This window comes from Brachybacterium netajii (SeqCode), assembly GCF_054114245.1.
The window spans coordinates 442,100-463,047 of record NZ_JBSYXB010000003.1 but is presented as its reverse complement, the minus strand read 5'-3'; the positions used below and the strand labels follow the sequence as shown (position 1 = coordinate 463,047).

18 protein-coding genes and 1 tRNA gene are annotated in these 20,948 nt (G+C 75.1%); 11 read left to right on the top strand and 8 right to left on the bottom strand.

Features of this window, described 5'->3' with window-relative positions:
- Nucleotides 1-15: 15 nt before the first annotated feature.
- Nucleotides 16-423 carry a Rid family hydrolase gene (locus tag ACXET9_RS09245; protein WP_457886265.1) on the bottom strand — a complete coding sequence of 136 codons (408 nt, stop codon included), beginning with the start codon at nt 421-423 and terminating at the stop codon, nt 16-18.
- Between the two features lie 175 nt (nt 424-598).
- On the opposite strand from ACXET9_RS09245, the gene ACXET9_RS09240 reads away from it, so the two are divergent.
- The 9 genes from ACXET9_RS09240 to ACXET9_RS09200 all read left to right on the top strand — a co-directional run bounded on the left by ACXET9_RS09240 (nt 599) and on the right by ACXET9_RS09200 (nt 10,480).
- Nucleotides 599-683: transfer RNA gene (locus ACXET9_RS09240), tRNA-Ser, on the top strand.
- Nucleotides 684-880: 197 nt separating this feature from the next.
- On the top strand, nt 881-2,269 hold the full coding sequence (locus ACXET9_RS09235) for a hypothetical protein (RefSeq protein ID WP_457886264.1): 1,389 nt from the start codon (nt 881-883) through the stop codon (nt 2,267-2,269).
- A 291-nt stretch (nt 2,270-2,560) separates the two neighbouring features.
- Nucleotides 2,561-3,610, top strand: a complete 1,050-nt coding sequence (locus ACXET9_RS09230) for a hypothetical protein (protein ID WP_457886262.1) — start codon at nt 2,561-2,563, stop codon at nt 3,608-3,610.
- An 11-nt stretch (nt 3,611-3,621) separates the two neighbouring features.
- Nucleotides 3,622-4,086, top strand: a complete 465-nt coding sequence (locus ACXET9_RS09225; RefSeq protein WP_457886261.1) for an OsmC family protein — start codon at nt 3,622-3,624, stop codon at nt 4,084-4,086.
- A 166-nt stretch (nt 4,087-4,252) separates the two neighbouring features.
- Nucleotides 4,253-4,996, top strand: a complete 744-nt coding sequence (locus ACXET9_RS09220) for a methionine ABC transporter ATP-binding protein (RefSeq protein WP_457886260.1) — start codon at nt 4,253-4,255, stop codon at nt 4,994-4,996.
- Nucleotides 4,993-5,691 carry a methionine ABC transporter permease gene (locus ACXET9_RS09215; protein WP_457886259.1) on the top strand — a complete coding sequence of 233 codons (699 nt, stop codon included), beginning with the start codon at nt 4,993-4,995 and terminating at the stop codon, nt 5,689-5,691. Before ACXET9_RS09220 ends, ACXET9_RS09215 begins: the two co-directional genes overlap by 4 nt.
- Before the next feature lie 62 nt (nt 5,692-5,753).
- Entirely contained in the window at nt 5,754-6,701 is a 948-nt protein-coding gene (locus ACXET9_RS09210) for a MetQ/NlpA family ABC transporter substrate-binding protein (RefSeq protein WP_457886258.1), read from the top strand.
- Between the two features lie 99 nt (nt 6,702-6,800).
- A complete protein-coding gene (locus ACXET9_RS09205; RefSeq protein WP_457886257.1) occupies nt 6,801-8,684 on the top strand; it encodes an ABC transporter ATP-binding protein/permease in 1,884 nt (627 codons plus the stop codon).
- The gene (locus ACXET9_RS09200) at nt 8,681-10,480 is read left to right on the top strand and encodes an ABC transporter ATP-binding protein (protein ID WP_457886256.1); all 1,800 of its coding nucleotides are present in this window, start codon (nt 8,681-8,683) and stop codon (nt 10,478-10,480) included. The genes ACXET9_RS09205 and ACXET9_RS09200 overlap by 4 nt, the downstream gene beginning before the upstream one ends.
- Nucleotides 10,481-10,666: 186 nt before the next feature.
- Here the strand turns inward: ACXET9_RS09200 and ACXET9_RS09195 are convergent, their stop codons facing one another.
- Together ACXET9_RS09195 and ACXET9_RS09190 are read right to left on the bottom strand one after the other, a co-directional pair.
- Nucleotides 10,667-10,825 carry a zinc transporter permease gene (locus ACXET9_RS09195; protein ID WP_457886255.1) on the bottom strand — a complete coding sequence of 53 codons (159 nt, stop codon included), beginning with the start codon at nt 10,823-10,825 and terminating at the stop codon, nt 10,667-10,669.
- Nucleotides 10,826-10,905: 80 nt separating this feature from the next.
- Entirely contained in the window at nt 10,906-11,220 is a 315-nt protein-coding gene (locus ACXET9_RS09190) for an ArsR/SmtB family transcription factor (RefSeq protein WP_457886254.1), read from the bottom strand.
- A 153-nt stretch (nt 11,221-11,373) separates the two neighbouring features.
- On the opposite strand from ACXET9_RS09190, the gene ACXET9_RS09185 reads away from it, so the two are divergent.
- Together ACXET9_RS09185 and ACXET9_RS09180 are read left to right on the top strand one after the other, a co-directional pair.
- Nucleotides 11,374-12,174 carry a class I SAM-dependent methyltransferase gene (locus tag ACXET9_RS09185; protein ID WP_457886253.1) on the top strand — a complete coding sequence of 267 codons (801 nt, stop codon included), beginning with the start codon at nt 11,374-11,376 and terminating at the stop codon, nt 12,172-12,174.
- A 178-nt stretch (nt 12,175-12,352) separates the two neighbouring features.
- Entirely contained in the window at nt 12,353-12,685 is a 333-nt protein-coding gene (locus ACXET9_RS09180) for an ArsR/SmtB family transcription factor (RefSeq protein ID WP_457886252.1), read from the top strand.
- A 20-nt stretch (nt 12,686-12,705) separates the two neighbouring features.
- On the opposite strand, the gene ACXET9_RS09175 is transcribed toward ACXET9_RS09180, so the two are convergent.
- The 5 genes from ACXET9_RS09175 to ACXET9_RS09155 form a co-directional block, all read right to left on the bottom strand.
- Entirely contained in the window at nt 12,706-13,596 is an 891-nt protein-coding gene (locus ACXET9_RS09175; protein WP_457886251.1) for an ABC transporter ATP-binding protein, read from the bottom strand.
- Complete coding sequence (locus tag ACXET9_RS09170) at nt 13,593-15,788, bottom strand: iron chelate uptake ABC transporter family permease subunit (RefSeq protein ID WP_457886250.1); 2,196 nt, start codon at nt 15,786-15,788, stop codon at nt 13,593-13,595. Before ACXET9_RS09170 ends, ACXET9_RS09175 begins: the two co-directional genes overlap by 4 nt.
- 65 nt (nt 15,789-15,853) lie before the next feature.
- On the bottom strand, nt 15,854-18,484 hold the full coding sequence (locus ACXET9_RS09165) for a TfuA-like protein (protein ID WP_457886249.1): 2,631 nt from the start codon (nt 18,482-18,484) through the stop codon (nt 15,854-15,856).
- A complete protein-coding gene (locus ACXET9_RS09160; RefSeq protein WP_457886248.1) occupies nt 18,481-19,737 on the bottom strand; it encodes a YcaO-like family protein in 1,257 nt (418 codons plus the stop codon). Before ACXET9_RS09160 ends, ACXET9_RS09165 begins: the two co-directional genes overlap by 4 nt.
- Complete coding sequence (locus ACXET9_RS09155) at nt 19,734-20,945, bottom strand: YcaO-like family protein (RefSeq protein ID WP_457886247.1); 1,212 nt, start codon at nt 20,943-20,945, stop codon at nt 19,734-19,736. Before ACXET9_RS09155 ends, ACXET9_RS09160 begins: the two co-directional genes overlap by 4 nt.
- Nucleotides 20,946-20,948: the final 3 nt, after the last annotated feature.

Here is a 20,948-nt window from a genome sequence, read left to right as displayed (position 1 = left end):
AATGCTCTCGTCGGCTCAGCGCACCGCGGCGGTCGCCTCGATCTCGACCAGCTGGTCGGGGCGGCCGAACAGGGTCACGCCGACGAGGGTGTGCGGGGCGTCGTGCTCCCCCAGCGCCTGGCGGACGATCCCGCCCGCGACCGCGAGGTCCTCGCGGTCGGTCGTCGCGACCAGCACCCGGAGATGGACCACGTCCTCGAGGGTCGCTCCCGCCTCGGCGAGGGCGATCACCAGGGTCTCCACGCAGACGCCGGTCTGCGCGGCGACATCGCCGGGACCGACCACGGTCCCCCGCTTGTCCACCGGCGCGGCTCCCGCCAGCACGATCAGCCGCGCCGGCGGCTCGACGCTCGCGGAGTACGCGCAGGGGACGTCCTCGCACAGCAGCAGGGTCCGGTTCAGGGTCACGGCGCGTGAGGCCACGGGTCCGCCTTCGGGTCGGGGTCGCGGGTGGGGCCGCGGAGAGGGTGGATGCGCAGGAGGCGCTCTCGTCGGAGTCTCGCACGGGCACCGTCGGACCCGAGAATGTGACGTGGGCCCGCCCGGTTCGCGCCGACCTGCGGTGTCCGGTAGGCTAGTTCTTGCTCTTACGAGCGCTGGAGGATTCGCCTAGCGGCCTATGGCGCACGCCTGGAACGCGTGTTGGGTGCAAGCCCTCGGGGGTTCAAATCCCCCATCCTCCGCCGATATGAAGCCCCCTGGTTCGCCAGGGGGCTTCGTCGTTCCCGGCCTCCGCCGCCCGCGCACCATGTCTCGAGACACCAACGGTTCGCCCGGTGCGGCACGAGGCCCCGGCCTGCACGGATATCCTTCCCTGAGGCGGCTTCACCGGCACGGTCGCCCCAGGTCGTGCACGGCAGGTCGAGACAGGGAGGGCGGCATGTCGACGCCGGGTTCGAGCGGCAGCGGGCGGTGGCCCGAGGATGCCCGGGGGCCGGCGCAGGCCGCCCCGCAGGACTCGCGGACCGCACCCCCGCCCGAGCCGGAGATCTTCTCCTGGCAGCGCGAACGCCCCGGTCACGGCACGGCGATGTACGGCTCCACCCCGTCGTCGGCCTCACCGAGCTGGTCATCCCCGCAGGCGTCGCCGCAGCCCTCGCACGGACATCAGGCGCCCCCGGCGCCCATGCCGCCCTCGGGCGCGGCCGGGTTCGCCGGCCCCGGCGGCGGGTACGGCGGCGGCGGATGCGGCGGCGGCGGATACGGCGGTGCGGGGAGCCCCGGCGGGCCCGGCAGCCCGTACCCGCCCTTCGGGCCGCAGGGGCCCTCGCCGCGGCGTCGGCCGTGGGCGATCGCGGCGGTCGCCGCGGGCTGCGCGGTCGTGCTGGTGCTCGTGCTGGGCCTCGGCGTCGGCGCCTACGTGCTGCTGGGGCGCGACGGGCAGGGGTCCGCGGCCCCGGCCTCGGACACCCCGTCGTCCGAGGATCCGGACACGCCCTCGCCCGACCCGATCACCACGCCGAGCGACGACCCCGACGAGCCGACGCCGACCTTCGAGGTCGTCTCCCCCATCGACGAGCTGCCCGGCACCGCCGAGGAGCTCCGCGAGGTCCTCGCCACGAGCCCCTTCACCACGGGGCGGTTCACGACGATCCCCTCCTGCGAGCTGCCGACCACGCCCACGGACCCGACGGTCGAGGAGGTCCAGGCGACGCTCTCGGCCGCCGGCCACTGCCTCGACAAGGTGTGGGCGAACGTCAGCTCCGACCGCGACCTCCCGTGGACGAGCCCGACGATCGTCGTCTACGAATGGCCCGACGTGCCCGCCTCCGCCTGCGACGCGGACTCCTTCGACGCCGACTATCCGCGGGTGTGCAACCTCGACTCGACGATCTACTGGCCGTTCGGGTACGGGCTGACGCCGCTGCTCGCGGAGGACGACCGCTTCGCCGACGACGCCGAGGTCTCCACGTCCTACCTGTGGGACCTGTCGTACATCTACATGACCGTCGTGAACTGGAACAGCTCGCTGGGGACCTACTACCAGAACCTGCTGGTCAAGCTCGGCGACGACACCGACGCGCAGGACGACGCCTGGCGGCGGTACAGCCTGCAGGCCACCTGCCTCGCCTCGGCGGCGATCCTCGAGGTGCCGGAGGCGCAGCGTCCCGCCCAGCACGTCCTCGACATCCTCGAGGACCCCGAGACCTGGAACGACACCGCGGTGACGGCCGAGGCGCGGGCCCGCTGGATCACCGCCGGCTTCGAGTCCGACGGCGACCTCGCGGCCTGCAACACCTGGGAGGCGCCGGACGACCAGGTCGTCTGACCCGGCCCCGCGCCCGCCCCGGTACGACGCCCGCCGAGGGCTTGGGCCCGCCGGGACCGTTGCAGAACGGTCTCGGCCCGTCCCTGCGGGGCGCGCGCCGATATCCTGCCGTGTGCACGGCGCCGATGCCGGCGCGTCACGCACAGCATCACGGGGGAGCGCATGACCACGCCAGGGAACGGGGGCCCGGGGTACCCGCAGCAGGGGAACGGGCGTCAGCAGTACGGGAATCAGCAGGGCGGCCAGGGCGGTCCGCAGGGGTGGGGACCGCCGCAGGGAGCACCGCAGGGCATGCCCCCGCAGGGTCCGCCGCAGGGCCCCGGGGCCTCGGGGCCGACGGGCGGGGGCGGCGGACGCAAGCCCTGGGCGATGATCGCCGTCGCCGCCGGCTGCGTGATCGTGCTGCTCGCGGTGATCGCCGTCGGCGCCGGCGTCTACCTGTTCACCCGCGACGACGGGACCGCCACCGCCTCCGCCACGGACACGCCCTCCGAGACGCCGTCGGAGACGCCCTCGGAGAGCATCTCCGTCACGCCCGCCGAGCCGACGGAGGACTTCGAGGTCGTCGAGTCCTGGGACGTGCCGCCGGGCGATGCGGATGAACTGCGCGAGGTCCTCCGCACGAGCCCGCTGACCACCGGCTCCTTCTCCTCCGTGGGCTCCTGCGAGCTGCCGGAGACGCCCGTGGACCCGAGCGTCGAGGAGATGCAGGCGACGCTGGACGCATCCGCGTCGTGCCTGAACAGCCTGTGGTCGTCGGTGAGCTCGGACCGGAACCTGCCGTGGACGAGCCCGACCATCGTCGTCTACGAATGGCCGGACATCCCCACCAGCTCCGTCTGCGACGCCGAGTCCTTCACGGAGGACTCCGCGCGCGTGTGCTTCCTCGACAACATCATCTACTGGCCGCTCGGCTTCGGCGCCGCCGAGGAGGACGCGGTCGCCGCGGTCTCCACGGACCCGGCCGCGCGCTCGACGATGGTCCTGTGGGAGCTCGGCTACTCGTACTCCCTGGTCGCGTACTGGAACAGCTCGGTCGCGTTCTACTACTCGGCGATGATGAACCTGTTCGACGAGGACGGGGATACGACCGCCTCCGAGGACGCCCAGCGGCGCTTCATCCTCTCGCGCGTCTGCCTCGCCTCGGCCTCCACCGAGGCCCTGCCCGAGGCCGCGCACGTCCCCGACGACCTCCAGGATCTCCTCGTCGAGTCCGACACCTGGATCGACACCGACGTCAGCGCCGAGGCCTGGGCCCACTGGATCGAGGTCGGCCTCGACTCGGGCGGCGATCTCGGCGCCTGCAACACCTGGACCGAGGATGCGGAGTCCGTCGTATGAGCAGGGAGAACGTGAGCAGCGATCCCCTCTACACCGCCCGCGCAACGAACCGCGGCGGCACCTCCGGCGAGGTCGAGGCCGACGGGCGACCGGCGCTGCCCACCGGCGGCCCCTCCCCCGACGCCGAGGGCTTCAACCCCGAGCAGCTGCTCGCCATGGCCTGGTCCACCTGCCTGAACGAGACCCTGCGGACGATCCTGCGCGAGCGGCGCCGTGCCGCGCGGAAGGCCGGGGACGCGGAGGCCGTCCGGGTCGCGGAGAGCATCGGCGAGCCGGAGGTGATCGTCGAGGTCGCCCTCGAGCCCGACCCGGACGGCGGCTACCGGTTCCTCCCGCGCGCCCGCGTCAGCATCCCGGGGATCGACCCCGAGACCACGCGCGAGCTCGCCCTGGCCGCGCACGCCCGCTGCCCGGTCTCCAAGCTGCTCACCGCCGCCGGCGACCACCCCGTCGAGGTGCACGTCCCCGGCGCCTGACCGGCGACCCGTCCGCGGCATGCCGGCGCCGCACCCGCCGCCCGGCCGGCGTCTCGCCGGGCGAGTGAGGTCGCCCACCGGGCCACCCACCGGCGGGGCCGCCTCCCTAGGATCGAGAGGGCATCCTGCCCGGTCATGACCGGGCTCCCGACCCCTCTCGAGGACCATGATCCACTTCGACGGCGTCTCCAAGACCTATCGCCAGGGCCGCTCCGTCGTGACCGCGCTGGACGGCATCGATCTCACGATCCGGGACGGCGAGATGTTCGGGGTGGTCGGCGAGAGCGGCTCCGGGAAGTCGACCCTGCTGCGGCTCGTCAACCATCTCGAAGCCCCGTCCGCCGGGACCGTCACGGTCGACGGGGTCGACCTCGCATCGCTCCCCGAGCGGCAGCGGCGGCTGCGCCGGCGCGGCATCGGGATGGTCTTCCAGCACTTCAACCTGCTGGCCAACTCGACCGTCGCCGAGAACGTCGCCATGCCGCTGCGGCTGCAGGGCCGGCGCGACCCCGCGCGCGTCGCGCAGATGCTCGACTTCGTGAACATGGGCGCCCGCGCGGCGCAGCATCCCAGCCGCCTCTCCGGCGGCGAGAAGCAGCGGGTCGCGATCGCCCGCGCCCTCGTCACCGCCCCCTCGATCCTGCTGTGCGACGAACCGACGTCGGCGCTGGACGCCCACCACACCGACGAGGTGATGGAGACCCTGCGCACCGTCCACACGGCGCTCGGCACGACGATCCTGCTGGTCAGCCATGAGCTCGAGGTCGTGAAGTCCTCCTGCGACCGCGCGGCCGTGCTCGAGGACGGCCGCCTCGTCGGCCTCACCGAGGTGACCGCCCCGCCCCCGCGCCGGCGCTCCGGCTCCTATGCGCGGCGGGCCACCGACTATCTCGCGGAGGAGGGCGCATGACCGGCCTCGGAACCTGGGTCGCGGCCCTGCTCGCCCTGCTCGCCGAGTACCGCGGCGAGATCGTCACCGCGATCGTCGAGACCGGGATCATGCTGGGCAACTCGCTGATCGCCGCGGTCCTCCTCGGCCTGCCGGTCGGGACGCTGATCTACCTCACCCGCCCCGGCGGTCCCTATGAGCGGCCCGCGCTGCGGGCGGCGTTGAACGCGTACGTGAACGTCGTCCGCTCGGTGCCGTTCCTGCTGTTCGTCGTCGCGATGATCCCCTTCACCCGCTGGCTGGTGGGCACGAGCTTCGGGACGACGGCGGCGTCGGTGCCGCTCGCGTTCGTCGCCGTCGCCCTCTACGCCCGCTTCGCCGAGCAGACCCTGCTGGACGTGCCCGAGCAGACGATCGAGCTGGCCCGCTCCCTCGGCGCCGGACCCGTGCAGCTGGTGCTGCGCTTCCTCTACCCCGAGGCCCGCTCCGGCCTCGTGCTGAGCCTGACCACCGTCACCATCAGCATGATCTCGTACTCGACGATCATGGGCGTGGTCGGCGGCGGGGGCGTCGGCGACTTCGCGATCCGCTACGGCTACCAGACCTACGAGTACGAGCTGATGTACACGACGATCGCGATCATGGTCGTCTGCGTGATGCTCGTCCAGGGCGCCGGCACCCTCCTCGCCCGCCTCCTCGACCACCGCGCGCGCTAGCGCGCCGCCTCCCCTCACCGGACCCTTCCGGCGCCCCTCACACGGAAAGACGAGCCCCCCCCATGACTCCCGCGTCCCTCCCCGCTCCCCGCACCCGCGCCGCCGCTCCGTCCGTCGGCTCTGCCCGGTCCGTCGGCTCCGCCCCGTCCGTCGGCTCCGCTTCGTCGGCCGGCTCGCTCCTGCCGGCGCCCACCCGCCGCGGCGCCCTCGGGCTGCTCGGCGTCGGCGGCGCCGCGCTGGCGCTCGCCGCCTGCGGCGCGGGCGGCTCCGGCGCAGGGTCCGACGACAAGGTCATCAAGGTCGCCTCGCACATGACCCCGATGACCGACGTCGTCGAGCTCGCCGCCGAGGTCGCGAAGGCCGACGGCTGGACCGTCGAGCTCGTGCAGGTCAGCGACAACGTCCAGTACAACCGGCTGCTGGCCGACGGCGAGGTCGACGCGAACTTCGCCCAGCACGAGCCCTACATGCAGGCCTTCAACGAGGCGAACGGCACGGACCTGGTGAAGGTCCAGGCGATCTACGACGCGAAGGTCGGCTACTACTCCAAGGCCTACGACGCCGTCGACCAGATCCCCGAGGGCGCGAAGGTCGCGATCCCCAACGACGCCTCCAACGAGGGCCGCGCCCTCGCGATCCTCCACGAGCACGGGCTCATCGCCCTGCCCGAGGACGCCGGCTTCGAGGGCCGCCTCGCCGACATCGTCGAGAACCCCCTGGCGCTCGAGTTCGTGCAGATCGACCTGCTGAACCTCTCCTCCGCCTACGACGAGGACGGCATCGCGCTGGTCTACAACTACCCGACGTACATCGCGAAGGTCGGCCTGACGCCGGCCGACGCCCTCATGCTCGAGGAGACCGTCGACCAGCGCTTCGCGATCTCCCTCGTCGCCCGCGGGGAGGACGTCGAGTCCGAGAGGATCCAGGCCCTGAAGGCCGCGATGTCCAGCGACGAGGTCCGCGCCTTCCTCGAGGACGAGCACAGCGCCACCCTCATCCCGTCGTTCTGAGCGCGGGCGGGGCGGGACGGGGCGGCCCGGGCCGCCCCGCCCCGATCCCATCCTTCGTCGCCCACTCGCTAATGCGAACGATTCTCATATAGTGGGGGGATGCCCCTCCCTCGACTCCTCGACCCGCGGATCGCGCCGCACGCCCGCGCGGCCCGCCGCGGGCTCATCGCCACCAGCGCGGTGACCCTCGCGGCCACGGCCGCCTCGATCCTCGTCGCGTTCTCCCTGGCCGCGGCCACCTCCCGCCTGCTGACGGAGGACCCGCGCGCCTGGTGGCCTCCCCTGCTGCTGGCGCTCGGCGGCGTGCTGCTGCGCGCCGGCCTGCTGTGGCTGCGGGACGTGCTGGCCCTGCGCACCGGCACCGCCGTGGCGCGGCGCCTGCGCGCACGGATCCTCGACCATGTGCTCGACCTCGGCCCCGGCTATGCCTGGCCGGGCGGATCGGCCCGCGCGCATGCGGCCGTCGTCGACGGCTGCGAGCACATCCGCGGCTATGTCGGCTCCTATCTCCCGCAGGCGATCTCCGCGGCCGTGGTGCCTGCAATCCTGGTGATCGTCATCGGCCTGCAGGATCCGCTCGTCGCCGGGGTGATCGCGGCGACCCTGCTCGCGGTCCCCCTCGGGCAGCGGTTCACCGCGCGCCTGCTCGGCCTGCGGTCCGCGACCCACTGGCAGAAGTACGAGGACTACGGGGCGAAGGTCGCCGACTCCGTCGCCGGTCTCGCGACCCTCGCGGGCCTCGGGGCGACCGCGCGCCGGGCGCAGACCCTCGCCGACGAGGCCGACGCGCTGCGCGAGGCGACCACCCGCACCATGAACGTCTCCCTCTCCTCCTACATCGTCACCGGCGCCGCGATGCTCCTCGGGACCGCCGGCGCGACCCTCCTCGCCCCCTGGCATGCCGCCCAGGGGACCCTCCCCGCGGGCGCCGTCATCCTGGTCCTGTTCCTCGCCGCCGAGTGCTTCCGCCCCCTCCAGGAGCTGCAGAACTACTGGCACGAGGGCTTCTACGGGCTCGCCGCGGCCGCCGCCGTCAACCGGCTCCTCGAGGAGGAGCCCCCAGTGCGGGACGAGGCCGCCGGGACGTCCGCACCCGCGGCGCCGGCCCGCATCGCCGGTGCTCCGGGCTTCGTGCTGCGGGACGTCAGCCTGCGCTATCCGGGGGCGACCCGCGCCGCGCTGGACGGGGTCACGGCCCGGATCCCCGCGGGGCGCAGCACGGCGCTCGTCGGCCTCTCGGGCGCCGGGAAGAGCACCCTGACGGCGCTGCTGCTGCGCGACCGCGACCCGGACGCCGGCGCCGTGCTGCTCACGACGCCCCTCGACCCGACGGACCCGCTGGAGCCTCTCGCCCAGGAGACCGGCAGGCCGGAGCCCGGCGGGCACGGGATCGATCTGCGGGAGATCCCGCTGCGCACGCTGCGCCGCGCGAGCGCGCGCGTCAGCCAGGACGTGGTGCTGCTCGACGGCACGATCCGCGAGAACCTGCTCGACGCCGCCCGCGGGCCGGTCCCGCCCGAGCGGCTCGCCGCGGTGCTGGCGGCGGCCCGGGTCGATGAGTTCCTGCCGCGGCTGCCCGCGGGCCTGGACTCCCCCGTCGGCGAGCGCGGGCGCCTGCTCTCCGGGGGCCAGCGCCAGCGGATCGCGCTGGCCCGGGCCCTGCTGCAGGATGCCCCGCTGCTCGTGCTCGACGAGGCGACCAGCGCGCTCGACGGCGAGAACGAGGCCCTGGTGACCGCCGCGCTGCGGGGCGACCCGGGGCCCGGCACGACAGGACCCGGCACCGCGGGGCGGACCCTCGTGGTGATCGCCCATCGGCTCAGCACCGTCGCCGCGGCCGATCACGTGATCGTCCTCGAGGACGGCCGGGTCGCCGAGGAGGGGTCGCCCGCCGAGCTCGAGGCCGCGGGCGGCGCCTGGGCGGGGCTCGTCGGCGCGCATCGCGAGGCCATGGCGGGCGCCGGGGCGGGGGTGCGCGCATGATCGCCGTCGGCCATGCCGTGCCGCAGCCGCCGCGCGGGACCCGCTACGACTCGCTGCGGGCGCTGCCGGCGGTGCTCGTCGGCTGGCGGCCGTGGTTCGCGCTCACGCTCGCCTGGAACCTGCTGGTGCACCTCGCGGCGGCCCTCGCCGCCGGGGGCGCGGCCTGGGCGGTGGCCGCAGCGGTCCGCGGGGCGGCGCCGGAGGCGCTGTGGGCGCCGACGCTGCTCGTGCTCGGCGCGACGCTGGTGCGCTCGATCAGCCAGTGGCAGGAGTCGTACACCAGCCATGACCTGTCCTTCCGGGTGATGGCCCGGATCCGGATCTGGGTGTTCGACGCCGTCGCGCGGGTCGCCCCGGGCGGTCTCGCGGGGCGCCGCCGCGGCGATCTCACCAGCACCGTCATGAACGATGCGGAGGCGCTGGAGGTCTTCCTCGCGCACAGCTCGCTCTACCGGATCGGGCGCTTCCTGGCGACGCCGCTGATCCTCGCGGGGCTCGCGCTGATCTCACCGGTCACGGCCCTGGCCGTGGTGCCCTTCGTGCTGCTGCTCCTGGCGATCCCCGCCGCGACCCGGCGGGCCGCCCTGCGCGACGGCGCCGAGGCCCGGGAGCTGCTCGCGGCGATGGCCTCGCAGGTGCAGGAGGATGTCGGCGCGGTCCGCGAGATCGTCGCCTTCGACCTGCGGGAGGATCGTCGGGCGCGGCTCGAGGACCTGCAGCGGCGGCTGACCGCGGCGCAGTCCCGCACCGTCGCCCGCACCGGGCTCGAGTCCGCGGTCGCCGGGGTCGCGACGGCCTCCCTGGCGGTCGTGGCGACCGCCGTCGGCGCGGTCGAGGTCTCCGCGGGACGGCTCGACCTGGTGATGCTGCCGGTCGTCGTGGCGGTCGCCGCGGCGAGCCCCTCCGCGGTGCTGCAGTGGATCTCCACCAGCCGCCACACCGGGAACACCGCGGCCGCGGCCCGTCGGATCGAGGCGATCCTCGAGGCCGAGCCGCTGGTGGACCCCGTCCCCGGCGTCCACCCGGTCGTCCCGGCCGCGGAGCCCGGCATCGTGCTCGAGGCCCGGGACCTGGCCTTCTCCTGGCCGGGGGCGCCCCGTCCCGCCGTCGACGGGATCTCTCTCGTGCTGCGCGAGGGCGAGCAGGTCGCGATCGCCGGAGCGAGCGGATCGGGCAAGTCGACGCTCGCGCAGCTGCTCGCCCGCTGGCAGGAGCCCGCGGCGGGCCGCGTCCTGCTGGACGGGGCCGACGTGCGGGACATGCCGCTGGAGGAGCTGCGGGAGCGTCTGCGGATGATCGAGCAGGAGCCGCATCTCTTCGCCGAGTCGATCCGGGAGAACCTGCTGCTGGCCGCCCCGTTCGATCCCTCGGGCGCCCAGTCCGCGCCCGACGACGCGGAGCTGCGCCGGGCGCTCGCCCGGGCGGGGGCGCTGGCGACGGTCGACCGCCTCCCCGACGGCCTCGACACGGTGCTCGCGGACCATGGCGCGAGCCTCTCCGGCGGCGAGCGCCAGCGGATCGCCCTGGCCCGGGCGTTCCTGCGGCCCGGGCAGGTGCTCGTGCTGGACGAGGCCGTCAGCCAGCTCGACACGGGCGCGGCGCTCAGCGTGCAGCGCTCCGTCGCCACGGACCGCCGCACGACCCTGGTGATCGCGCACCGCCTGGTCACCCTCCTGCACGCGGACCGGATCCTCGTCCTCGAGGACGGGCGCCTGGTCGACGACGGCACGCACGAGGAGCTCATGGAGCGCTGCGCGGCCTACCGGGCGCTGGTGGAACCGCAGCTCGTGGTCTGACGGGACCGCGGGCCCTCGAGCCCGACGGACGGCGGACGACGACGGACGACCGACTCAGGGAAGAGAAGAGAGGGCGTCCCGCGATCGCGGGACGCCCTCTCGGCTCATCTGACGGCTCGGCTCATCCGACGGCTCGGCGCGCCCGACGGGTCGGACCGTCGGCCGGCTCAGGCCGTCGTCGGACGATCAGTGCTCGTCGTAGTGGTCGCCGTGGGCGGCATGCTGGTGGCCGTCGTGGATGTAGTCCACGTGGTCGCCGTGCTGGACGGCCTCGTGGCCGCAGTCGGCGCCGTGCTCGTGATCGGCGACGGCGTGCTCGGCCTCGTGCGCGTGGGTCGTGGTCATGGTGCGCTCCTCTGTGCTGATGGTGTCTGTGCTGATGGTGCGTGCGGATGATGCCTGCGGGCCCTGCGTGCGAACCCTGCTCACTGCTCCACGCCGGGACGCGGGATGCCGGCATGCGCGACGTGGGCGAAGGCATCCTCGACCACATGGACGACATGCTGGTCGGCGACGCGATAGACGACTTCTCGCCCCTCGCGATCACCGTGCACCAGGCCCGCCTGACGGAGAGCGCGGAGGTGCTGGGACGCCAGGGGCTGCGTGAGACCCGCCTCCTGGGCGAGCACGCCGACCGGCCGAGGCTGCTGGGCGATCCGCCGCAGCAGGTCCAGGCGCACCGGATGGCCGAGCGCCTTGAAGAGCTCGGCCGTCCGCTCGGTGGTCGCTGACGTCTCCATGGCTCCAGCCCACCACACATATGCATCTATTGCAATATCACCATACTTCTTGTCATCGGGAGTTCGCGCCCTGGACGCACACCGCCCGTCACCCTTCTTGCTGAGGACGCAACACCCCTTGCCATCGCGTCACCTGCAGCGAATGCTGGATGCATGACGCACACCCCCGGCCCCGCCTCCCCGACCGCCACCGGCACCGCGCACGAGCACAAGCACACGCATGAACACCAGCACACGCACGCGGACGCCCCCGCGCAGGCCTCGGCGCACCCGGCATGGCCCGAGGTCGCGGCGGACGGCTTCTGGGAGGACCGCTACCGCAGCCGGGAGATCACCTGGAGCGGCCGCCCCAACGGCCTGCTCGTCTCCCTCCTCGACGCGCATGCCGCTACGGAGCCGCGACCGGCCGGGGCGCGGGCGCTCGACGTCGGCTGCGGCGAGGGGGCCGACGCGATCTGGCTCGCGCTCCAGGGCTGGGAGACGCTCGGGGTCGACGTCTCGGCGACGGCCGTGGCGCGCGCCGAGGCCGCCGCACGCGAGGCCGGCGTCGGCCCGCAGGCCGACGGGGCGGACGGGTCAGACGGGGTGCCGTCGGCGCCGTCGGCACGCTTCCGGGCCGACGGCCTGCTCGGGATCCCCGCCGAGGAGCGCTTCGACCTCGTCTGCGCGAGCTATCTGCACGGCCCCGCGCAGGGGCGCCGCGAGAATCTGATCGCGGCGGCCGGCGAGCGCGTGGCCCGCGGCGGCCTGCTGTTCCTGCTCTCGCACCTCTTCGGCGACGAGCCGGTCCCCGCCGACGGGGCCCTCGCCTCGGCTGCGGAGATCCGCGCACTGGGGCTCGACGACGGCTGGGAGTGCGTGCGGGCCAGCACCCTCCCGCGGACGGAGGCCCGCCCCTCGGGCGAGCAGGTCAAGCTGGCCGATCGGGCGATCCTGCTGCGCCGCACCGCCTGACCCCGCCCTCGACGCGGTCTCGCCGCCCGAGCACCCTCCACCTGTTGCGAACCGTTCTCATATGATGGCGCGATGCTCCTCACCGGCCGGGCGCGCATCGCATCCGACCGTCGGACGGGGAGCCGACGACGAGAGGCGGGCGCATGGCCGGACGAGGACCGATGAGGGACGAGCACCGATGAACGTCGAGCTGGCCGCGCACCCGCGCCTCCGCGCCGCGGAGCTGGACCGGGCGGCGGAGCTCTTCGGGGCGCTGGCGACGACCTCGCGGCTGCGGATCCTGCTCGCGCTGGGGCCGCAGGAGCGGACCGTGAGCGAGATCGTGGGCCGCACCGGCCTCTCCCAGCCGCTGGTCTCCCAGCATCTGAAGACGCTGCGGGGCCTGCGGCTCGTCCGCGTGCACCGCAGCGGCCGGCAGGCCTACTACGCGGTCGACGACGCGCATGTGCTGAGCATCGTGCGCGACGCCCTCGACCACATCCGCGAGGACGAGGCGCCGGACGAGCACTGAGCCCGCCCGGCGCCTGCAGGTCACCCGATGATCAGGCGCTCCTCGCCGTCGAGCTCGATCCAGCGGGAGTCCACGCCGAAGCAGCTCGCGATGAGCTCGGGGACGAGGATCTCGCGCGGGCGCCCGGCGGCGATCGCACGACCCGCCTCGAGCACGACCGTGCGATCCGCCCAGCGGGCGGCGAGCGCGAGGTCATGCAGGGCGACGAGCACGGTGCGGCCCTCCTCGCGGGCGAGCTGCCGCAGCAGGGCGAGGGCCGCGACCTGATGGCCGATGTCGAGGTGGTTCGTCGGCTCGTCCATCACGACGACGGCGGCGTCCTGCGCCATGACCCGGGCGATGTGGGCGCGCTGGCGCTCACCGCCGGAGAGCGTGGCGATGTCCCGCTCGGCGAGCTCGACGATGCCGACCTGGGCCATGGCCTCGGCGATCCGTCGGGCGTCCTCGGCGTCGGCCCGCTGCAGGACCGGCCGACGGGCGGACCGCCCCACCGCGACGACCTCGCGGGTGCGGGTCCCGGCGGCGAAGTCCCGCTCCTGCGTGAGGACGGCGAGCCGCTCGACGCGGGCCCGCGCGGGCAGCGATCGCAGCTCCTCCCCGCCGACGCGGACGGAGCCGGTGGCCGGGACCGCGGAGAACAGCGTCCGCAGGAAGGTGGACTTCCCCGACCCGTTGGGGCCGACGAGCGCCGTCACCTCCCCGGCCCGTGCCTCGAGGGCGATCGCGCGCAGGATCTCCCGCCGCCGCAGGACGACGCCCACGTCCTCGGCCCGGATCCCCTGCGCGGCGGGCTCCGTGGCGCCCGGCTCCGGGGAGCCCGGTTCCGCGGCGGGCCCGGGCGGGACGGTCTCGGGCAGGACGGTCTCGGGCAGGACGGTCTCGGTCTGGACGGTCTCGGTCTGGATGGTCATGCGTCCTCCCGGGTGCGGGTGATCAGCAGGATCGCGAAGCCGACGCCGCCGACGAGCGCGGTGACCACGCCGATCGGCAGCTCGGAGGGGCGGGTGGCGACGCGGGCGAGGACGTCGGCCCACACCAGGAAGGCGGCGCCGAGGGCGGTCGCGGCCGGCAGCAGGCGGCCGTGGGCGCTGCCCACCAGCAGCCGGCAGATGTGCGGGACGACGAGGGACACGAAGCCGATGCCGCCGGCCGCGGCGACGCACGTCCCCACCATCACCGCGCACACGACGATCAGCTCGACGCGCAGCAGGGCCGGGCTCAGCCCGAGCGACCGCGCGGTGAGGTCCCCGAAGGCGAGCTGGTCCAGGCGGCGCGCCCGCAGCAGCAGGTAGGCCGCACCGGAGAGCAGCACGACCAGCGGCAGCACGAGGTCGGCCCATTGGGCGCCCGCCACCGAGCCCATCTGCCAGAAGATCGCCGAGCGCAGCTTCCGGTCGTCCCCGGCCCGCGCCAGCACGTACTGGGTGAGGGCGCCGAGGACGTAGGAGGTCGCGACGCCCGCGAGGATCAGCTTGAGCGGCGAGAAGCCGCCGCCGGCCGTCGCGATCACGAGGGTGATCGCGAAGCCGACGGCCGCTCCGACGAACGCGCCGAGGGGGATCAGCAGCGACAGCGCGCCCGGCAGCAGCGCGATCGCCGCGACCGCGCCGAGGCCCGCCCCGGCGGTCCCGCCGAGGACGGAGGAGTCCGCGAGCGGGTTTCGCACGACCGCCTGCAGGATGCAGCCGACGAGCGCGAGCGCGGCGCCCACCAGGAGCGCCAGCACCCCGCGCGGCAGGCGGAGCTCGGAGACCAGACGGTCCGGGGCGGCGACGTAGTCGATGCCCCAGGCGCGCCGGTAGGCGATCTCGAGGACGTGCGCGAGGGACGTCGGCTCCGTGCCGATCGCCCCCGACACCACGAGTCCCACCAGGGCGAGCAGCGCGCTGACGACGGTCAGCGCGATCGCCGCCGCGACGGGCCCGGTCCGGCGGCGCGCGGGCTCCGACCGACGCGTCGTCGGCTCGGTCCCCGGGGCGGTGGGCTCCGGCCGACGGGCCGGCGGCGAGGCCGACGGCCCGACGGGTGCGGTCCGGAGGCTCACGAGGCCGCGTCGATGGCCGCGTGGATCTCCTTGATGCCCTCGATCGCCTGCGGCCCGGGCACGTTCTTCGCGTAGTCGAGCGTGATGATGCGGTCCTCCTGGACGGCGGTCATCTGCGCGAGCGCGGCGTTGGAGGTCAGGTAGTCCTCGATGTCCTGGCGGGTCTCCTCGCCGCCGCCCCCGCCGGAGAACAGGATGTCGGGGTTCCGGGTGGCGATGTCCTCCCCACGACGGCGTCAGGTAGCCCTCGGGGCTGTCGGCGTAGGAGTTGATGCCGCCGGCGTAGTCGAGCTGGTCCTGGACGAAGCTGCCGGCGCCGGAGACGAAGGGCTGCGAGGGATCCATGTTCCCGTAGACCACGACGGTCGGGGCGTCGGAGGCCACCTCGGTGCGCTCGGGCAGCTCGGAGCGCCACTGCGCCACGAGCTCCTCCCCCGCCGCGGCATCGCCGAGGGCGGTCGCGATGGTCTCGACGTCCGCGAAGTAGCCCTCGACGGTGTGGTCGGGCTCGTCGCAGGTCTCGGAGAGCTGCAGGTAGGGGATCTGCTGCGCGTCGAGCTGCTCGGCGAGCTCGCCGGAGTCCCCGAAGCCGTAGAGGACGACCAGGTCGGGGTCGTTCTCGATGACCTGCTCGGCGGTCGGGAAGGGGAACGAGGAGCCCAGGTGTTCGGTCTGCTCGGCCTGGGCGGCGAGGTCGTCCGGCAGGCTCTCGGGGGCGGTGCCGAAGTAGCCGACGGTCTGGTCGGCGACGCCGAGCGCGAAGAGCGTCTCGGCGGCGCCCTCGACGCCGACGACCCGCTGCGGGGCGCTGTCGAGGGTGACCTCGCGCCCGCAGTTCTCGACGGTGACCGGGTAGGTCACGGTCGCCCCGGCATCCGCGGAGGCGTCCGCTCCGGCCGAGGCGGAGGCCGAGCCGCCGTCGGAGGCCGTGCCCGCGGCCGCCTGCTCGGGGACGGCGGGGGCGCAGGAGGCGAGGGCGAGGGCGAGCACGCCCGCGGCGAGGCCGCGGCGGACGACCCGCGGCGCGGGACGGGCAGGACGGATCACGGAGCTGGTCATGGGATGGGGTCCTCTCAGAGGGATCGGGGCAGGGGGTCAGGCGGGGAGGTCAGGCGAAGGGGAGGTCAGGAGGGAAGCAGGACCGCGGGGCGAGGTGCCGCGACGGCGGCCCCGAGCGCGCGGTACCGCGGGCGCAGGCGGACGGCGATGATCAGCACGCTGACGGCCCAGAACACGAGGTGGTCGATGAAGACGCCGGTCAGGCCCAGCGGGAGGATCCGGGTGAGGAACCAGCCGAGCGGCAGGAACACCGCGTACTCGGCGACGAGGCTCGCGATCATCGGACCGCGGGTGTCCTTCAGGGTCCGCAGGGCGGAGGTGATGGGCACGTGCAGGGCCATGAGCGGGATCTGCGCGAGGGCGAGGCCGACGACCCCGGCGGAGGCCGCGACGACCGTCTCGGGGGCGATCAGGCGCAGCAGCGGCAGATAGCCCACGAGGCCGAGGGCGAGCACGAGCGCGCCGATCGACAGGGTCAGCAGGAGGCTGTGCCGCAGGACGCGCCGGAAGCCCTGATGGTCCTCGGCGCCCGCGGCCCGGCCCAGCAGGGTCGTGGCGGCGGTCCCGAAGCCCGCGAGCACCGTGAACACGATCGAGCCGATGGTGAGCTCGAGGAAGCGGGAGGCGGCGAGCTCGGCGGAGGGCCCCGCGGACAGCAGCCAGGTGGCCACGACCGCCGCGCCCGAGCTCGCGCCGTAGAGGATCGCCTCGGGCCAGCCGAGGGCGAGCAGGGCGCGCAGGGCCGTGCGGTCCACGCGCACGAAGGAGGCCGCGCGCGGGCCCCTCACCCCGGTCGATGCCGGCAGCCGGCGCACGGCGATCAGCAGCAGGATCAGCATGTTCGTCGCGGATCCGAGGACGGTGCCGATCGCGACGCCGAAGGGTCCGAGGAGCAGGTTCAGGCTGATCGCGGCGCCCACGTCGACGACGGCGGCGCAGGCCGCGGCCACCAGCAGGCCCCGCGCCCGGCCGAGGCCCGCGCAGCGCGCCCGCAGGGCGGAGCTGATGCCGATGCAGGGCAGGGCGATCAGGGTGATCGAGAGGTAGGTGCTCGCGAAGGCGCCGTCGATCGCGGGACCGGCGAGCGCGGACAGGAGGAACGGACCGAGCAGGGCCAGGAGGATCGCCGTCGCGGCCCCCGCCCACAGCCCGACCCAGAGCCCGGTGTCGGCGGCGCGGGCCGCATGGTCGCGGCATCCGGCGCCCATCGCCCGCGAGATGAGGACCTGGCCCGCGCCGACGAGACCGGCGACGACCATCGCGGCGACGGCGTGCACGGACGAGGAGGCGACGGCGGAGGCGAGCACCCGGTCGGAGGCTCCGGCGAGCAGGATCGTGTCGTTGCCGCTGATGAACAGCGTGACGAGACCTGACAGGATCACCGGCCAGGCGATCGCGGACAGGGCGCGGACCGTGGCGGCGAGACGCTGCTCGGCGGGACGTCCCTCGACGGGACGTTCCTCGGCGGGGCGCGGGTCGGCGGGGCTCATGGGGTGCTCTCCTGGTCTGTCGCAGGACCGCGGTGCTCGCCCGTGATCCGCAGATGGTCGATGACATGGGCGCGGGCGGCCGTCGCGTGGGCGGCCCACAGCGCAGCGAGCTGCAGCTGCTCCCGCCCGATCTGCTCCACGCGCGCGGGGGGTCGCGCCCCAGGCGTCGGCGAGGAGCTCGACGGCCTCACCGGCCGGCAGCCCGAGATGCTCGGCGAGCACGGCGCGGGACTCGGCGGCCCCGGGCCGCGGGAGGCCCGGGACGAGCCCCTGGGCGACGAGCGCCCGCACGAGCCCGGCGCGCATGAGCTCCGGCCAGCGCTCCTCCTCGGCGAGCCGGTCCAGCAGGTCGACGGCGCCGACGTCGCCGACGACCGCATCGTCGGCCCGGTGCTCAGCGCCCGCGCCGCCCGTACTCGCGGCGGCGCGGGCCTCGGCGAGCACGGCCTGCAGCTGCTGGGTCGCGGGCACCGCCGCCGGATCATGGATCCGCTCGGGGCTGCGCCGGAGGAGCGCCGGCAGGGCGGCGATCGCCTCCCGGGCGTCCTGCTCCTTGCGGCCGGGCCCTTCGAGGATCTCCGCGCGCAGCCGCCGGACGGCAGGTTCGGTCAGCGCGGTCGGCGCGGTCGGCGCAGTCGGTTCGGTCGGCTCGGTCAGATCCGCCAGGAGGCCGCGCCAGGTGCGGGCGGCGTAGAAGCGGTCGCGGGCCGCGGAGCGCAGGCGCTCGGCCTGTGCGCTGTCGAGGATGTCGCGGGCGAGGGCATCGTCGCAGGCGGCGTCGACGTCAACGAGGGGCACGCTCAGCGCCCGATGCTCGTCCTCGGGGCCCGCATGGGCGACCGCCACGTCGGCGTCGCTCGTGCGGGTCCCGTCGGCATAGGCGGCGGCGATCGTCCCCACCGGCTCCGCACCCCACGGGGCGCATTCGACGGCGCGCAGCGCACCCGTGCTCGAGCAGCCGATCACCCGGCCGCCCGCGGCGAGGACGGCCAGGATCTCCTTGTGCCACAGCGCCGGCTCGCGCTCGTAGACGCCGTCGACGAGCAGCACGACGGGCGGCTCCGCGCTCGCCTCGAGCAGGCGAGCCAGGTCGCCGCAGCGGGCCGGCGGGTGGACCCGCAGCACGATCCCCGCCGCGCGGGCGAGAGCGCGGGCGACGTCGACGGCGAGCGTCGGGCCCAGATAGGCGTCGACGACGGTGCTCATACGCCGACCTCCGGCTCGGGGTCGACGGCGCTGCCGCCGGAACCGGCGTCTGCGGCGGCGTCGCCGGCGAGGATCGCGCGGGCCCGGGGACCGGGGGCGCAGGCGCTGCCGTAGGCGGCGCCTGATCCCTCGAGGCCGGGGGCGAGGACCCGCACCACGCGGACCTCGAGGTCAGGGGCGGGGAAGCGGCCGAGGTCGACGACCACGGGCTCGCGGCCGGTCGTCCGTCGGACGGCCTCCGCGAGGGAGCGCAGGTCACCGGCGACAGTCGCCGAATCCGTTACCGAGCCGGTCGTCGAACCGGCCGCGGGATCGCCGTCGGCGCCCGCCGCGGCGAGGCGCTCGCGCAGCCGATGCTCCGCCTGCGGGTCGAGCATCCGGCGGTACGCGGACGGGCTGAGGTCGTCGCGTCCCCCGGCGATGGTGACGAGACGCGACTGCGCGGCCTCGGTGAGGGCGCGGACCGCCGTCGCGTCCGGGTCGGGACCGGCGGCGGTGCCGAGCGCGACGGGCAGCGGGCGCACCGGGCTCGGCCGCTCGTCCAGCACGATCGCGCAGAGAGCGGGGATCCCCGTCGCGGAGCGCAGGTCGACGAGGCGGACCAGCGCCCCGGCCGCGCCGAGCGCGGCGGCGAGGTCCCTGGTCGCGGGGCCGATCGCGGCCGGGTCGAGGACCGGGGAGAGGACGGGCGGCTCGAGCCCGCCCGCGACGGCGCGAGCGGTCGCGAGGGCGAGGGCGTCGCGCTCGACGAGCTCGAGCAGGCCATGGCGGATCGCGGCCTCGCGGCTCGTGCCCGCGCCGATCCCGGCGGAGTCGACGGCGAGACCGCTCGGATCCGTCGGACGCGTCCAGTCGGTGTGCACGGCCTCGAAGGGGACGTGCACGGCGGCGCCGCTGAGCAGGCCGCGCCCCGTGCACCACCACAGCTCCCCGTCGAGCGCGCCCTCGGGGCGATGCGGCAGCTCGGCGGGCACGACATGCGGGCCCTCGAGCTCCGTCGCGCGGGCGCGGAGGCAGGGCGGGGCGACGGTCTCCGCCGCCTGCGCCTCGAGCGCCTCCATGATCGCGGCGATGCGGGCCTGCTCGGGCGCGGTGCCGCGGCCGCTCATGACGGCGAGCGAGCGGGAGCCGGGACGGATCGCCGAGACGACGGGCACGCCGAGGGTGTCCAGGCCGGTGACGTCGGCGAGACGGGTCACGCCGACGGCCGCCTGCAGCGGGAGCAGATCGTCGGAGCGGAGGATCGCGCTCATGCCAGCGGCACCGGCAGCTCGGTCGGACGGACGGACCGCGGCAGCGGCGTCCTCGCCCCCGGAGCGAGGACCCGCATGACCGTGAGGCCCGCCCAGCGGCTCTCCGGGGAGCGCAGCTCGACCGCCAGCACGCGTCGGCCGCGCTCGCGCAGCAGCCGCACCGGGTCCTCGCCGACGGGGCCGTCCTCGAGATCCGGGTCGACGACGGCGTACCCGGCGGACCGGGCGGCGGACCGGTCGGCGGGCCGGGCGGCGTCGACGCGCGCGCGGATCTCCGCGGCGAAGCGCGGGTCCAGCAGCAGGCGCAGCGTGCCGGCGAGGCTGCGGTCCTCCGCGGCGGGCCGGTCCAGGAGGCGACGGTCGCCGGCCGACGGGAGCAGCGCGGTCAGCTGCGCGAGCGAGATCAGCGCCTCCTGGGTCGCCTTGCGGCGCCGACGGTCGGGATCGGGACCGGCGCTGGTGCCGACGGCGACGAGCTCGCGGGCGTCGTCGACGGCCGCGACGAGGATGCAGCCCGGGCCGATGGCGAGGGCGTGCAGCGCGATCCCGCGCGCGCCGAGCTCGGCCGACACGGCGAGGGACCGGGTGTCGGAGGCGGCGGGCAGCGCGGCCGCGGGGGTCCGGTCGCGCCACCAGGCGGTCAGGAGATCCCGTTCGAGCACCTCCCAGGCGCCGGCGGCGATCGCCGCCCGATGCCCGACGGCGGCGGCGAGGCCCGTGCTCCCCGCCGGGAACCAGCCCGGGCCGCCGAGCCCGACGGCGGCCCGGTCGACCGTGACCAGGCCCGAGACGGAGTCGAGATCCGTGAGCTCCTCGACGGTGGTCGCGATCCCGCTGGGGATCGGCAGGACGCCGTCCTGGGCGAAGCAGGCGGCCCGCAGATGCGGGGCTCCCCGCAGCGGCGCGGGCAACGGGTCATGGCGCCAGGCGGTGAGGCGCTCGACGGCCTCGCCGTGGCACCGGCCCGCCGCGGCGGCGACGTCGGCGTCGTCGGCCCCGCAGGCGATCTCCGGCGCACCGGGCAGCGGGCTGAGCAGGACGTGCTCGCAGCCGGGGACGGCGAAGGGTGCCGGCTCCGGGGGCGGCCAGGGGCCGGTCCGCACGGAGGTGGCCGCGGGCGCCGGGACCGCGGCGGACGCCGCGCGCAGGGCGACCGTCGACGGCCGGGAGGAGGAGAGCGGAGGGGACGGGAGGGGCATCAGGGGCATGGC

Excerpts from the sequence above, each read along its gene's own strand:
- ACXET9_RS09235 (WP_457886264.1), top strand. The coding sequence starts at position 881 with ATGTCGACGCCGGGTTCGAGCGGCAGCGGGCGGTGGCCCGAGGATGCC.
- ACXET9_RS09230 (WP_457886262.1), top strand. The coding sequence starts at position 2,561 with ATGCCCCCGCAGGGTCCGCCGCAGGGCCCCGGGGCCTCGGGGCCGACG.
- ACXET9_RS09220 (WP_457886260.1), top strand. The coding sequence starts at position 4,253 with ATGATCCACTTCGACGGCGTCTCCAAGACCTATCGCCAGGGCCGCTCC.
- ACXET9_RS09215 (WP_457886259.1), top strand. The coding sequence starts at position 4,993 with ATGACCGGCCTCGGAACCTGGGTCGCGGCCCTGCTCGCCCTGCTCGCC.
- ACXET9_RS09210 (WP_457886258.1), top strand. The coding sequence starts at position 5,754 with ATGACTCCCGCGTCCCTCCCCGCTCCCCGCACCCGCGCCGCCGCTCCG.
- ACXET9_RS09205 (WP_457886257.1), top strand. The coding sequence starts at position 6,801 with ATGCCCCTCCCTCGACTCCTCGACCCGCGGATCGCGCCGCACGCCCGC.
- ACXET9_RS09200 (WP_457886256.1), top strand. The coding sequence starts at position 8,681 with ATGATCGCCGTCGGCCATGCCGTGCCGCAGCCGCCGCGCGGGACCCGC.
- ACXET9_RS09195 (WP_457886255.1), bottom strand. The coding sequence starts at position 10,825 with ATGACCACGACCCACGCGCACGAGGCCGAGCACGCCGTCGCCGATCAC.
- ACXET9_RS09190 (WP_457886254.1), bottom strand. The coding sequence starts at position 11,220 with ATGGAGACGTCAGCGACCACCGAGCGGACGGCCGAGCTCTTCAAGGCG.
- ACXET9_RS09185 (WP_457886253.1), top strand. The coding sequence starts at position 11,374 with ATGACGCACACCCCCGGCCCCGCCTCCCCGACCGCCACCGGCACCGCG.
- ACXET9_RS09180 (WP_457886252.1), top strand. The coding sequence starts at position 12,353 with ATGAACGTCGAGCTGGCCGCGCACCCGCGCCTCCGCGCCGCGGAGCTG.
- ACXET9_RS09175 (WP_457886251.1), bottom strand. The coding sequence starts at position 13,596 with ATGACCATCCAGACCGAGACCGTCCAGACCGAGACCGTCCTGCCCGAG.
- ACXET9_RS09170 (WP_457886250.1), bottom strand. The coding sequence starts at position 15,788 with ATGACCAGCTCCGTGATCCGTCCTGCCCGTCCCGCGCCGCGGGTCGTC.
- ACXET9_RS09165 (WP_457886249.1), bottom strand. The coding sequence starts at position 18,484 with ATGAGCACCGTCGTCGACGCCTATCTGGGCCCGACGCTCGCCGTCGAC.
- ACXET9_RS09160 (WP_457886248.1), bottom strand. The coding sequence starts at position 19,737 with ATGAGCGCGATCCTCCGCTCCGACGATCTGCTCCCGCTGCAGGCGGCC.
- ACXET9_RS09155 (WP_457886247.1), bottom strand. The coding sequence starts at position 20,945 with ATGCCCCTGATGCCCCTCCCGTCCCCTCCGCTCTCCTCCTCCCGGCCG.